The organism is Allorhizocola rhizosphaerae (genome assembly GCF_003426775.1).
In the GTDB taxonomy this organism is placed as follows: domain Bacteria; phylum Actinomycetota; class Actinomycetes; order Mycobacteriales; family Micromonosporaceae; genus Allorhizocola; species Allorhizocola rhizosphaerae.
The window spans coordinates 1-12215 of sequence record NZ_QJUG01000238.1; the positions used below are offsets into that span (position 1 = coordinate 1).

General features: G+C 68.7%; 13 protein-coding genes. 7 read left to right on the top strand and 6 right to left on the bottom strand.

What is annotated here, in order from left to right; translation table 11 throughout:
* Positions 1 to 159: 159 nt before the first annotated feature.
* Genes DM816_RS34595 through DM816_RS34610 form a run of 4 tightly spaced genes read right to left on the bottom strand, consistent with a single transcriptional unit; the run spans position 160 to position 3630 of the window.
* The gene (locus tag DM816_RS34595) at positions 160 to 1350 is read right to left on the bottom strand and encodes an ABC transporter permease (RefSeq protein ID WP_117214674.1); all 1191 of its coding nucleotides are present in this window, start codon (positions 1348 to 1350) and stop codon (positions 160 to 162) included.
* Positions 1344 to 1997 (bottom strand): ABC transporter ATP-binding protein, encoded by a 654-nt coding sequence (locus DM816_RS34600; RefSeq protein ID WP_117214675.1) that lies wholly within the window; start codon positions 1995 to 1997, stop codon positions 1344 to 1346. Before DM816_RS34600 ends, DM816_RS34595 begins: the two co-directional genes overlap by 7 nt.
* Positions 1994 to 3025, bottom strand: coding sequence for an efflux RND transporter periplasmic adaptor subunit (locus DM816_RS34605; RefSeq protein ID WP_117214676.1), 1032 nt, complete (start codon positions 3023 to 3025; stop codon positions 1994 to 1996). The genes DM816_RS34600 and DM816_RS34605 overlap by 4 nt, the downstream gene beginning before the upstream one ends.
* Entirely contained in the window at positions 3022 to 3630 is a 609-nt protein-coding gene (locus DM816_RS34610; RefSeq protein WP_117214677.1) for a hypothetical protein, read from the bottom strand. The genes DM816_RS34605 and DM816_RS34610 overlap by 4 nt, the downstream gene beginning before the upstream one ends.
* An 87-nt stretch (positions 3631 to 3717) precedes the next feature.
* On the opposite strand from DM816_RS34610, the gene DM816_RS34615 reads away from it, so the two are divergent.
* Together DM816_RS34615 and DM816_RS34620 are read left to right on the top strand one after the other, a co-directional pair.
* Positions 3718 to 4374: a response regulator transcription factor gene (locus DM816_RS34615; protein WP_170318910.1), complete on the top strand. Its 657-nt coding sequence runs from the start codon at positions 3718 to 3720 to the stop codon at positions 4372 to 4374.
* On the top strand, positions 4371 to 5507 hold the full coding sequence (locus DM816_RS34620) for a sensor histidine kinase (protein WP_117214678.1): 1137 nt from the start codon (positions 4371 to 4373) through the stop codon (positions 5505 to 5507). Before DM816_RS34615 ends, DM816_RS34620 begins: the two co-directional genes overlap by 4 nt.
* A 291-nt stretch (positions 5508 to 5798) precedes the next feature.
* Here DM816_RS34620 and DM816_RS34625 read toward each other — a convergent pair whose 3' ends face one another.
* On the bottom strand, positions 5799 to 6380 hold the full coding sequence (locus DM816_RS34625) for a TetR/AcrR family transcriptional regulator (RefSeq protein WP_117214686.1): 582 nt from the start codon (positions 6378 to 6380) through the stop codon (positions 5799 to 5801).
* A gap of 119 nt (positions 6381 to 6499) precedes the next feature.
* On the opposite strand from DM816_RS34625, the gene DM816_RS34630 reads away from it, so the two are divergent.
* The 5 genes from DM816_RS34630 to DM816_RS34650 are packed head-to-tail and all read left to right on the top strand — an operon-like array spanning position 6500 to position 10831.
* Positions 6500 to 6952, top strand: a complete 453-nt coding sequence (locus tag DM816_RS34630) for an SCP2 sterol-binding domain-containing protein (RefSeq protein WP_117214679.1) — start codon at positions 6500 to 6502, stop codon at positions 6950 to 6952.
* 11 nt (positions 6953 to 6963) lie between these two features.
* The gene (locus DM816_RS34635; protein ID WP_117214680.1) at positions 6964 to 8181 is read left to right on the top strand and encodes an acyl-CoA dehydrogenase family protein; all 1218 of its coding nucleotides are present in this window, start codon (positions 6964 to 6966) and stop codon (positions 8179 to 8181) included.
* A gap of 53 nt (positions 8182 to 8234) precedes the next feature.
* Positions 8235 to 9437 (top strand): AMP-binding protein, encoded by a 1203-nt coding sequence (locus DM816_RS34640; RefSeq protein ID WP_117214681.1) that lies wholly within the window; start codon positions 8235 to 8237, stop codon positions 9435 to 9437.
* Between the two features lie 45 nt (positions 9438 to 9482).
* Positions 9483 to 10007, top strand: a complete 525-nt coding sequence (locus DM816_RS34645; RefSeq protein WP_117214682.1) for an RNA polymerase sigma factor — start codon at positions 9483 to 9485, stop codon at positions 10005 to 10007.
* A complete protein-coding gene (locus tag DM816_RS34650; RefSeq protein ID WP_117214683.1) occupies positions 10004 to 10831 on the top strand; it encodes a hypothetical protein in 828 nt (275 codons plus the stop codon). Before DM816_RS34645 ends, DM816_RS34650 begins: the two co-directional genes overlap by 4 nt.
* 48 nt (positions 10832 to 10879) lie before the next feature.
* Here DM816_RS34650 and purD read toward each other — a convergent pair whose 3' ends face one another.
* Positions 10880 to 12085, bottom strand: a complete 1206-nt coding sequence (gene purD, locus DM816_RS34655) for a phosphoribosylamine--glycine ligase (protein ID WP_117214684.1) — start codon at positions 12083 to 12085, stop codon at positions 10880 to 10882.
* Between the last annotated feature and the right edge of the window lie 130 nt (positions 12086 to 12215).

A 12215-nucleotide genomic window follows, 5' to 3' on the forward strand; every position in this document is an offset into this window, starting at 1 on the left:
TGTTCAGGCGAAGCCGTGCTCTTGCGCGGGTGTGGCCGGGCGCGAAGCGATCCGGGCACACCCGCTGCGAACATCGGGTTTAACTCTGTTCAGGCGAAGCCGTGCTCTTGCGCGGGTGTGGCCGGGCGCGAAGCGATCCGGGCCCACCCGCTGCGGATATTAAGGCGCCGCAAGGGCCTCCGTCGGGCTCAGGCGGGCCGCGCGCATGGCGGGGTAGAGTCCCGCGACCGCTCCAATCACGACGGTCGCACCGATCCCGCCCAGACTCGCCCAAGCGGGTATGACGCTGGGCCACGCCTGCACCAGCGCATACCCGGTCGTGACCACACCGCCCAGGAGCACCCCTCCGGCCCCGCCCAGCGCGGCCAGCAGGAGCGACTCCATCAGGAACTGCCCGCGGATCTGGCCCCGCGTCGCCCCGAGGGAGCGCCGCAGCCCGATCTCGGCCCGCCGCTCAAGCACCGAGATGACCATCGTGTTGGCCACGCCCACCCCGCCGACGAGCAGGGCCACCGAGCCGAGCCCGAGCAGCAGCCCGGTGAACGTCTTGTCGGTGGCCTGGCGTGCCGCCAGCGCCTCCGACGGGCGGGACACCTTGACCTCGTTGGGCGCGCCCGGGTTCGCGGTGCCCGCGAGCACCGATCGCACGGCCTCGACCGCGTGGTCCAGCGTCCGCGTGTAAATCATCGTGGCGTTGCCATCGAAGTCCAGATAGGACTGCGCGGCCTCCCAGCCGATGAGCGCGGACGTGTCCAGCTCCGGCGTGAGCGGGATCGGCGCGAGGATCCCGATCACGGTGAACCACTTGCCGCCCAGCCAGATCTGGCGTTCCCCGTCGGCCGACGTGATGCCGAGCCTTTCGGCGGTCTTCGAGCCGAGGACGACGGCCGGATATCGAGCGGTCGCGTCGTTCAGCCAGGTTCCATTTTGGACGGCACCGCCGACGGTGCCCAGCAGCCCGAGCGACACGGCGCGCACGCTCAACCCGCCGGATTCCACGGTGGGTATCCGGTCGCTGCGATACACGTTCGCGCTGATCTTCGCCGACTCGGAGACGGACGTGACCGACCGGATCCGCCCGATCATCGATGCGGCCTCGCGTGGCAGCGACGCCTGCTCGCCGAAGAACGTGTTGCCCGGCCCGACCGTGAGCAGGTTGGTCCCGAGCGCGGCCAGCGTGCGGTCGAGCTCGGCGCGCGACGACGACGAGATGCCCACGACCGAGACCATCGCGGCGATCCCGATCGCGATACCCAACGCCGACAGGAACGCCCGTGTCTTGCGCGTGCGCAACCCGATCGCGCCGACCCGCAGCAGATCGGCGAACCGTAGCCGGGGAGGCCTCAACATGTGGTCACCCCATCCCGCATCGTGATCTGGCGCGGCATGGCGCCCGCGATGTCCCGGTCGTGCGTGATGACGACGACCGTGGTCCCGTCGGAGTGCAGTTCGCGCAGCAACTCGATGACCGACGAGCCCGAGGCGGTGTCGAGGTTGCCGGTCGGCTCGTCGGCCAGGAGCAGCGGCGGTTCGCCCACGACCGCGCGGGCGATGGCGACCCGCTGCTTTTCGCCACCCGACAGCTCGTGCGGCCGGTGGGTCAGGCGATGGCCCAGCCCGACCCGCTCCAGCGCGGCCACCGCCCGCCTGCGCCGCTCGCCGAGGGGGATCCCGTTGTACAGCAACCCGTCCGCCACGTTGTCCACTGTGGACATGCCGGGGGCGAGATGGAACTGCTGGAACACGAACCCGATCCGGCTCCCGCGCAAGGCCGACAGCTGCCGGTCGCTGAGCGCGGCCAAATCGTGCCCGGCGATCTCGACCGCCCCCGAGGTCGGCCGGTCGAGCGCCCCGATCACATGCAGCATGGTCGACTTGCCGGAGCCCGACGGGCCCACGATCGCGACCAGCTCGCCCGAACCTATGAACAGGCTGACCCCGGCGAGCGCGTGCACCCCGCCCGGGTACGTCTTGGTGACCTCGCGCAGCCGGATCATGAAGGCATCCCGACGGTGCCGCCCTCGGTCAGCCCATCGCCGCTGACCTCGACCCGGCCCGCCGCGAACAGCCCGGTCTTGACCGCGATCACGCGGGAGGAACCGTCCGCGGACACGAGTTCCACCCCGTATCCACCCTCGCGCAGGGCGAGCAGCGCCGCGACCGGCACGGTCAGCACCTTCTCCCGTACGGACGCGGTGAACGCGATCTTCACCGACGCCTTCTCCAGCGCCACGGCCGCGTCGCCGAGCCCGATCACGACATCGATCTCGGTGGTGGGATCGCCGCCGTTCTGGCCCGGCTGCACGGTCGTCTTCGCGCTTTCGACCTTGCCGTCCAGCGCCTTGCCGTCGGGCAGCGTCACCTTCACCGCCGCGCCGACGGTCGCCAGGCGCGCGTCATCGACGTCAAGAGACGTGGTGACGACTCGTCGGGTACCCGTATAGGAAAGAATGGTCTGCCCCGGCGCGGCATCACCGATCGACGCGGACACCGAGTCGATCCGGACCGGTCCCGGCGCGTAGACGATGCGGCCCGGTTCCACCACACCGGTCTGCTCCAGGCCGAGACTCTTTTGCCACTTCTTGATGGCCGACGACGTGAAGCCCGAGAATCCGAGCGCCTTAAGGTTTTCGGTGAACTGCTTGACGTCGGCGTCGGAGCTTTCCATGCCCGAGCGCAGCGGCCGATAGAGCGGCAAAGCGCCATACATCAGGACCACCGGCAGCTCGTCCACTTTGAACAGTGTCTGTCCACGCTGGACGGTCGAACCCGCCTCCGCGAGGTGGGTGAGGGTGCCGTTCAGCTTCGACGAGACCGACGTCGTCGAGCCGTAGCCCAGAGTGCCGTTCTTCGACTCGGTGTCGGCCAGCGTTTGCCGCGTCACCTGAGCGGTCTTGCGCGGGCCGGTGCTTGTCGCCTGGGGTTTGGCCGTCCCCGTGGGCAGTCCGTAGGCGAACCCGGCCGAGGCCGCGGCGAGCACCGCGGCCCCGATCCCGCCGGTGAGGAGGAAAGCACGACGGTTCATGTTGCGGGCTTTCCTTCCGCCGTCTTGCGTTCGCCCATGAGGCCCGCCTGCTCGTCACACTTCTTCTGCGCCTCCCGGAACTTGGGGTCGCGCGGATCGATCCCGCTGTCCGGCCCGATCGCGATGCCGCCGCCCTCCTGTGGGTCCGGGAAGTTCTCAAACCCGTTCTCCCGCATGCACTTGGCCATCTGGCGCATCTTCTCCTGCATCTGCGGGTCGGCCGGACCGCTCAGCGTGCCGCCCTCGGGCATGTAGTCCTTGCACGCCTCCTCGGCCTTCTTGAACTTCTCCATGTCGGTAGCGCCCGGTCCCGCGGCCGAGCCGGCCTCACCCGGTCCGGCGTCCTGGCGCATCTCGACCTTGAAGTCGCCCTCACCGCCCTTCTCGCCGTCCTCGACGATCTGCGGGTCGGGCATGTCCACCCCGTTGTCACGCATGCACTGGGCAAACTGGCGCATGCGCTCGGCCGGATCGCCGGAAACCTGTTTCTTGTCGGATTTGTCGGGGCCGCCCGCGGTGGGAAGGCCGTCATCCAAGGCCTTGCCGCATCCCGAGGCAACCGTCAATGCCAGCGAACACGCCAGCACCGCAATCAGCCTTCTCATGCGACCAGTCGATCCCGCGCGCGGTATCCGGGGCGTAATCGCATTTGGTTATGTGGCGGTTACATCTTCGCGAGTCATCATGGGTCGATGCGGGTGCTGGTGGTGGAGGACGAGGACGTGCTGGCCGACGCGGTCGCCGAGTGGCTGCGCCGGGAGTCGTTCGCGGTCGACGTCACCTATGACGGGACGGCGGCCAGCGAACGGATCGACGTGCACGCCTATGACGTGGTGGTGCTCGACCGGGATCTCCCCGGCATTTCGGGCGACGAGCTGTGCCGCCGCATCACCGACTCCCGCCCCGAGACGCGGGTGCTGATGCTCACGGCCGCCGCTGCCGTGGCCGACCGGGTCGCCGGGCTCGCCCTCGGCGCCGACGACTACCTGATCAAGCCGTTCGCGATGGTCGAGATGGCCGCGCGGGTGCACGCGCTGATGCGCCGGGCCACCCCCGCCACCCCGCCGCTGCTTCGGCACGGCGGGATCACTCTCGACCCGGCACGGCATGAGGCCTACCGGGACGGGCGCTACCTTCATCTGGCGCGCAAGGAGTTCGCGGTGCTCGCCGAGCTGTTGCGCGCCGACGGCACCGTGGTGTCGGCCGAGCACCTGCTGGAGAAGGTGTGGGACGAGCATGCCGATCCCTTCACCAACACCGTGCGCATGACCGTGATGAAACTGCGCAAGAAACTCGGCGATCCCGCGGTCATAGAAACCATTTCCGGCATTGGGTACCGGTTGCGATGAAGAAGCTGACCATCAGAGCCCGCTTGACGTTCCTCTATTCCGCCCTGTTCCTGGTCGCGGGCGGTGTATTGCTCTCGGTGACATACGTTCTCGTGGAGCGGCAACTGCCCTCCCAGAAGATCAGCGGCGGCGTGGCCGCGTCGGCCGACGGCCCCATCAGCGTGGCCGACCCGCCGTCCGTTCAGCTGGAGCGCGTCTTCATCGGCCAGCTCAACGACATCCGCAGCGAGACGCTCAACACGCTGCTAACCCAGGGCGGGATCGCGCTGCTGATCATCCTCACCGGCGCCGCGGTCATCGCGTGGCTGATCGCCGGGCGGGCGCTGCAACCCCTGCAGCAGATCACCGACACGGCGGCCCGGATCGCACACGACGGGCGCGGCCTGCACGAGCGCATCGCGCTCGAAGGCCCGCAGGACGAGGTGAAGCGGCTGTCCGACACGTTCGACCAGATGCTCGCCCGGCTCGACCACGGCTTCGACTCGCAGCGCCGCTTCGTCGGCAACGCGTCGCACGAGCTGCGCACGCCGCTCGCCCTCAACCGGGCGCTGGTCGAGCTCACCATCACCCGGCCGGGCGTGAGCGACGACGCGCGCCAGCTCGGCGAGTCCCTGCTGAAGGTCAACGAACGGCACGAACGGCTCATCGAGGGCCTGCTGACACTGGCCGACAGCGAGTCCGAAATCGCCGAGCGGTCGCCGGTGGACCTGGCCGATGTCGCCTCGCACGTGCTGGACATTTTGCCGCCCAACGGCATTCTCTCCAGCCGCCAGCTCGGGCCCGCGCCGTGTCTGGGCGACCCGATCCTGCTCGAACGGCTGGTACAAAATCTGATTGAAAACGCCGTCAAACACAACGTGCCCAAGGACGGCTGGATCAACGTCACCACGTCCACAGTGGACGGCCGAGCCCGGCTGACCGTCATCAACTCGGGCCCGGCGGTGCCCGGCTACGAGATGGAGACCATCTTCCAACCGTTCCGGCGCCTGGGCCGCGAGCGCACCGGCAGCCTCGCGACCCGGGGCCTCGGCTTGGGCCTGTCCATCGTCCGGGCCATCGCCCACGCCCATGGCGGCCGCGCGACCGCCGCACCGCGCCCCGGCGGCGGCCTCGTCGTGACCGTGACCCTATAATTGACCTAGCTAGCCAACATTGCTTGCAGTCGGGGGCAAGCAGGTCGACGCGTCCAGGATCCGTGCGGGCCTGATGGCCAAGGCGACCGCACTCGACGTCGATCCGGCGTCGCTGCGTTTATTGCTTGCAGTCGGGGGCAAGCAGGTCGACGTGTCCAGGATCCATGCGGGCCTGACGGCCAAGGCGACCGCACTCGACGTCGATTCGGCGTCGCTGCGTTATGTGCTGCGCGCGCAACGAGGTCACGCACTTGACCGACGACGTCATAGCCGTGACGGCGCAAGACATCTTCAGCTAGCGGGCCGCCACGTCTCGCCCTCCAGAAGGCGGGCGGCTCCCAGCCAAACGGCGTTCATCAGGCGGGTGGCCGTGCGGCCCGGGTCTTCCTGCGGATGGGAGGCGAGCCAGTCGGCCAGCGATTCGCTCGCTCCCACAAGCGAAAGCGCCATCGAGGTCAGGTCTTCGGCGCGCACCTGACGCCCCTCGTGCTGCAGTGCGACGTCGAGCCGGTGGGCGATCACCTGGACGATGGCCCGGCGCATGCCGGCCAGCTCGCCCGCGAACGGTTCCAGTGAGCGCGCCTGCCGGTAGAGCACCGACCATCCGTCCCTGTGCGCGCCGACGAACTCGAAGAAGCTCCTGAGTCCGCGCCACAGCTGCTCGTCGGGCGGCAGGGACCCGTCGGCCGCGTCGATGATGCCCGTCATCATGCGCTCCGACTCGCGCCGTAGGCATGCGAGGAAGAGCTCCTCCTTCGTGCCGTGGTAGGCGTACACCATAGGCTTGGAGACGCCCGAAAGCTCGGCTATCTCGTCCATGTTGGCGGCATGGAACCCGCGCCGCGAGAACACACGCACAGCGGCGTCGAGCATCTGCTGCTCGCGCACGGCGCGCGGGAGCCTTTTGGGAGACGTCGTCACTCTTGCCAGCTTACCTACCCAGGCGTAAGGTTACGCGTGAGTAAGTTTCGAACCCAACAGGGAGAACCACAGTGACAGATATCGACCTGTCCGACTTCAGCAACCTCGATCCGGCCGCATTCGCCCAGCTGGTCAAGAACGCGTCGGACGCTCAGCTCAACGAGGTGATGAGCAGCGACGTGCGCACGAAGGTGCTGGACGAGATCTTCCGCCGGATGCCCGCGCTGTTCCGCCCGGACCGAGCCGGCAACACCAACGCCGTCATCCATTGGAACATCACGGGCCGACCCGACGGTGGCAGCGACACCTACGAGATCGTGATCGCCGACGGCACGTGCAAGCTGTCGGACAAGCCCGAAGACGAGCCGAAGCTGGCCCTGACCATGGGCCCCGCCGACTTCCTGAAGGTCGTCTCGGGCAACGGCAACCCGGTGATGATGTTCATGACGGGCAAGCTCAAGGCCAAGGGCGATCTCGGCCTGGCCGCCAATATCGCCAACCTGTTCAACATTCCGAAGGCCTGAGGCACACGATCGTGACGGCTGAGTTTTCCCTCGATCTCAGCGAAGAGCAGCGCGAGCTGCGCGACTGGGTGCACGGCTTCGCCGCCGACGTCGTGCGCCCGGCCGCTGCCGAGTGGGACGAGCGCGAGGAGACGCCCTGGCCGATCATCCAGGAGGCGGCGAAGATCGGGCTGTACGGGTTTGAGTTCCTGGCCAACACGTGGTCCGACCCGACCGGGTTGTCCATCTGCCTGGCCAACGAGGAGCTGTTCTGGGGCGACGCCGGGATCGGTCTGGCCCTCATGGGCACCGCGCTCGCCACGGCGGCCATCTACGGCAGCGGCACGCCCGACCAGTTGGTCGAATGGGTGCCGCAATGCTTCGGCACGGAAGACGACCCCAAGGTCGCGGCGTTCTGCTCCACCGAACCCGAGGCGGGGTCGGACGTCGGGGCGATGCGCACGCGCGCCGTCTTCGACGAGGCACGCGACGAGTGGGTCCTGAATGGACAGAAGACGTTCGCCACCAACGGCGGCATCGCCAACGTGCACGTCGTCACGGCCGTCGTGGACCCGGAGCTGGGCACGCGCGGGCAGGCCGGCTTCATCATCCCTCCTGGGACAAAAGGGCTTTCGTCGCCGGGCAAGACCAAGAAGCTGGGCATCCGGGCGTCACACACGGCCGACGTGTTCCTTGACGACGTGCGCATCCCGTCGTCGCTCGTGCTGGGCGGCAAGGAAAAGCTCGACGAGCGTTTGCAAAAAGCGCGCGAGGGCCAAAGCTCCAAGGGGCAGGCTTCGATGCGCACATTCGAGCTGACGCGGCCGTCCGTTGGGGCGCAGGCACTCGGCATCGCCCGCGCCGCGTATGAATACGCGCTGGATTACGCGCGCGGGAGGGTCCAATTTGGACGTCCGATCGTCGAGAACCAGGCGATCGCGTTCATGCTGGCCGACATGCGCATGGACATCGACGCGGCGCGGCTGCTGGTCTGGCGGGCGGCGTGGATGGGCAAGAACAACCGGCCGTTCGCGGCGGGCGAGGGCTCGATGTCCAAGCTGAAGGCGGGCGAGACGGCCGTCTCGGTGACCGAGAAGGCCATCCAGATCCTGGGCGGTGCCGGCTACACCCGGGAGCATCCGGTACAGCGTTGGTACCGAGATTCAAAGATTTACACCATTTTTGAGGGTACCAGTGAGATCCAACGCCTGGTCGTAGCCCGCGCGATCACCGGAGCCGTTCTCCGCTAGCAGCGGATGGCCGCGGCTTCACACGTGTGTTACCGGCGGGTAATGTGCGTCAGATGGACGTGTGGTTCATCGGCAAGACGCTTGCCCGCCGGGGCCTGCTCAGCCCGGGCCGCCCGGACCGAGTCGTCGACCAGCTCAACACGTTCCGCAGGTGGGGCTTCACGCTGGCCGCCGAACTGCCCGCCGCCGAGGCACGCGACCCGCACAAGGCCGCGGTCATCGACGAGCATCGCGGCCCCGTCACATACCGCCAACTGCTCAAGCGTGCCCAACGTCTGGCCGCCGGGCTCGCCGCCACCCGTGGCGTGCGCGAGAAGGACCGCATCGGACTGCTGTGCCGCAACCACGCCGGGTTCATCGAAGCCATGGTCGCATGTTCGATCCTCGGGGCCGACGCGGTGCTCGTGAACACCGCACTGTCCGCGCCGCAGCTCGCGACCGTCGCCGAACAGCAACGGCTGCGGCTGCTCCTGCACGACCGCGAATTCGCGGGCATCGCGGCCTCCGCGGCGTGCGAACGCCTGGACGAGTCCAATGTGGACGGTCTGATCGCGCACACCCGGCCACCGGCCCGATGGCACAGCTCAAGCGCGGGCCGGATGATCGTGCTGACGTCGGGTACGACGGGGGCGCCCAAGGGTGCGCGCAGGCCCACACCGCAGGGCTTCGGCCCGCTCGCGTCGATGATCGATCGCATCCCGCTGCGCGTGGGCGACCGCATGCACATCGCCGCACCCATCTTCCATACCTGGGGCTACGCGGCACTCCAGCTCGCGTTCGCCATGCGTGCCACCATCGTGCTGCGGCGACGGTTCGACCCGGGCGGCACGGTGCACGTCATCGACAAATACCGGTGCACGTCGATGTTCGCCGTGCCGGTGATGCTGCAGCGGCTGCTGGAGTCGCGGCTCGTGCCCGCGAAACCGCCGCACATCGTCGCGGTGAGCGGTTCGGCGCTGCCCGGCGGGCTGGCGACCGTGTTCATGGACGCGTGGGGCGACTGCCTGTACAACCTTTACGGCTCAACGGAAGTGTCGTGGGCGTCCATCGCCACACCGCGCGATCTGCGCCGCGACCCGGGCACGGCGGGGCGGCCGCCGCACGGCACGCGCGTGATGATCCTGGACCGCGCGGGCCGTCCGGTGCCGGATGGACACATTGGACAGATCTATGTGGGCAACGCGATGCTGTTCGTGCGCGACCTTCCGCGTACCGTGACCGGCAAGGTGATCCCCGGTCAGCTGCGCGGAAGCTAGGCGCAATCAGCCCGGCCCACCCGGCGTGTATGGTCCGTGACCGAAATGGGGATTGCGACCAACGCGCCGCCGGGGGCCCAGCCGGATGGCTTCGCCGACTGCTATCACACACACTACGGGCGGCTCACCGCACAACTGACCGCATACCTGGCCGACCCGGCAGCGGCCGAAGACGTTGTGCAGGAAGCGTTTCTGCGTGCCTGGCAACGCTGGCGACAGATTCGCGACTACGAAGACCCGGTCGCCTGGATCCGCCGTGTCGCGTGGAACCTCGCCACCAGCCGCTGGCGCCGCATCGTCCGCGACGCCCGGCTCGCCCGGCAGCACGACAGGAACGAGGCCGTCACGGCGGCCCTCGGCCCGGACAACGTGGCGCTCATGACCGCGCTTCGCCGGCTCCCGCCCAACCACCGGCGCGTGATCGTGCTGCACTATCTGGCCGACCTCCCGGTCGCGGACATCGTCCAAGACCTCGGTGTCCCGCGCGGCACCGTGCTTTCGTGGCTGCATCGCGGCCGGGCCGAACTGGCCGGACATCTTCGAGACGACGACAGGGGTGTGAACCGATGACCGATCCGCAAGAGGAGCTGACCGTGCTTCCGGCGCTCATGAACTATCGGGACAAGGCACCGCACGCCTTCGTCCCACCGTCGCTTGACTCCATGGAGGCATCCGCTCACCGGCGTCACCGCCGCCGGGTCGGCCTGGTGGCCGGCGCGACGGTGCTGTTGATCGGCGCCGCCTCGGCCATCGCCGTGGCACAGCTGCCGCGGCAGGACGCACCGCTCCTGGCCGACCCCACGCCGACCGCTTCACCGACACCGAGCCCGTCACCGTCGCCGAGCGCATCACCCAGCCCGCCCTCATCGTCACCGAGCGCACCGGGCGGCCCGAGCCGTGGCACCGAGGTCGTCCCGCGATCCGCCATGCTCAGGCCCGAAGATCTCGGCTCGGGTTACACCGGGAAGGACAGCACGGGCCAAGGCGACTGGCGCATGGAGTACTTCACGTCGATCTGCCCCACCTACCGGCCGGATCACTATCGCGGCCCGGCTCCGGCCCGGTCCGGCAGGCGCGAGTACAGCTTCAGGGGACCCAAGGACGTCATCCAATCGGTCGGCCTCGGCAATGTCGAGAGCAACACTTGGGAAATGAACCACACCCGCCGCTGGGTCGCCGACTGCGCGAGCTTCTCCACCAACGACATGCGATACACGATCAGGATCATCGCCAGCGGGTTCGCCGGGGACGACTCCCTTCTGGTGAAGGTGAACCAGTGGCATTACGTCTACCTCCGCAAGGGTGAATGGCTGACGCAGATAGCTTTCCGCGACCCGCAGACGGTCACGGAGATGAAGGAGATCGCGGTCAAGGCCGCGGCCCGGCTGCCGTGACGAGACAGGAAGGGGCCGCAAGTTGAACAACGTCCGGCGAAAACCCGACTAAATCGCGGCAATGTCCCGCCGGTAATGCGCGCCCTCCAGCCGAACCTTGGACACGAGCGCATAGGCGGCGGCCCGCGCTGATGGCACATCCGAGCCGGTGGCGGTTGCGCACAGCACCCGTCCACCGGCACTTCGCAGGATGCCGTCCTCGTCGAGTCTGGTGCCCGCGTGCAGCAGTCCTTCAGCGTCGGCGATCTCGTCGCCGGTCCGGGGTGCGGCCGGATAGCCCGCACTCGCGATCACCACGGTCACGGCGGCCCCGTCGCGCCACCGCAGCGCAGGCAGGCCGGCCAGACGACCGGTCGCCGCCGCGTAGAGCAGCTCGCTGCACGACGAGTCCAGCAACGCGAGCACCGACTGGGTCTCCGGGTCACCGAACCGCACGTTGAACTCGATGACCTTCGGCCCGTCCGCCGTGATCGCCAGACCCACGTAAAGCAGGCCCTGGAACGGGTTTCCGAGCTCGCGCATGCGCGCCAGTGTCGGCCCCACGATCCGGTCCATCACGGTGTCGACCAGATCCGGCGGGGCCCACGGCAGCGGCGCATAGGCACCCATGCCACCCGTGTTGGGCCCGGTGTCGCCGTCGCCCACCCGCTTGAAGTCCTGCGCGGGCAGCAACGGCACGGCCGATTCCCCGTCGCACACCACGAACAGCGAAACCTCCGGCCCGACAAGGAACTCCTCGATGACCACGCGCCCGCACTCCGCGGCGTGCGCGGTCGCGGCATCGAAATCGTCGGTCACCACGACGCCCTTGCCTGCCGCTAGCCCATCGTCCTTGACCACGTAGGGCCGGCCGAACTCGGCCAGCGCCTCCTTCACCTCGCCGGGCGTGGTGCACGTGCGGGAGCGGGCGGTCGGCACCCCCGCGGCGCGCATGACCTGCTTGGCGAAGTCCTTTGACCCCTCCAGCCGGGCCGCAGCGCCCGACGGCCCGAAGACCGCGATTCCCTTGGCGCGCACGGCATCCGCAACTCCCGCCACCAGCGGCGCCTCAGCCCCGATCACCACCAGATCGGCCCCGCAGTCGACGGCAAGCGCGGCAACGGCCTCGCCCGACAATGGGTCGACCGCGCGCAGCGAAGCGACCTGCCCGATGCCCGGATTGCCCGGGGCCGCGATCACGGTGGCGTCCTGCGAAAGCGCCTTCGCCAGGGCGTGCTCGCGGCCGCCCGAGCCAATCAGAAGTACCCGCGCCATTATCTCCCGCCCCCCAGCCCTACGGGCCCGGCCCCCTTTTTCACGGCAGCATATCGTGGCGCACGACATTCTCTTCGCGCCCGGGGCCCACGCCGATCAAGCTGACCCGCGCCCCGCACAGCTCCTCCAG

Coding starts and splice junctions, on each gene's coding strand:
- DM816_RS34650 (WP_117214683.1), top strand. CDS start 10,004: ATGACCGATCCGCAAGAGGAGCTGACCGTGCTTCCGGCGCTCATGAAC.
- DM816_RS34625 (WP_117214686.1), bottom strand. CDS start 6,380: ATGCTCGACGCCGCTGTGCGTGTGTTCTCGCGGCGCGGGTTCCATGCC.
- DM816_RS34615 (WP_170318910.1), top strand. CDS start 3,718: ATGCGGGTGCTGGTGGTGGAGGACGAGGACGTGCTGGCCGACGCGGTC.
- DM816_RS34600 (WP_117214675.1), bottom strand. CDS start 1,997: ATGATCCGGCTGCGCGAGGTCACCAAGACGTACCCGGGCGGGGTGCAC.
- DM816_RS34595 (WP_117214674.1), bottom strand. CDS start 1,350: ATGTTGAGGCCTCCCCGGCTACGGTTCGCCGATCTGCTGCGGGTCGGC.
- DM816_RS34620 (WP_117214678.1), top strand. CDS start 4,371: ATGAAGAAGCTGACCATCAGAGCCCGCTTGACGTTCCTCTATTCCGCC.
- DM816_RS34645 (WP_117214682.1), top strand. CDS start 9,483: ATGGGGATTGCGACCAACGCGCCGCCGGGGGCCCAGCCGGATGGCTTC.
- DM816_RS34610 (WP_117214677.1), bottom strand. CDS start 3,630: ATGAGAAGGCTGATTGCGGTGCTGGCGTGTTCGCTGGCATTGACGGTT.
- purD (WP_117214684.1), bottom strand. CDS start 12,085: ATGGCGCGGGTACTTCTGATTGGCTCGGGCGGCCGCGAGCACGCCCTG.
- DM816_RS34605 (WP_117214676.1), bottom strand. CDS start 3,025: ATGAACCGTCGTGCTTTCCTCCTCACCGGCGGGATCGGGGCCGCGGTG.
- DM816_RS34640 (WP_117214681.1), top strand. CDS start 8,235: ATGGACGTGTGGTTCATCGGCAAGACGCTTGCCCGCCGGGGCCTGCTC.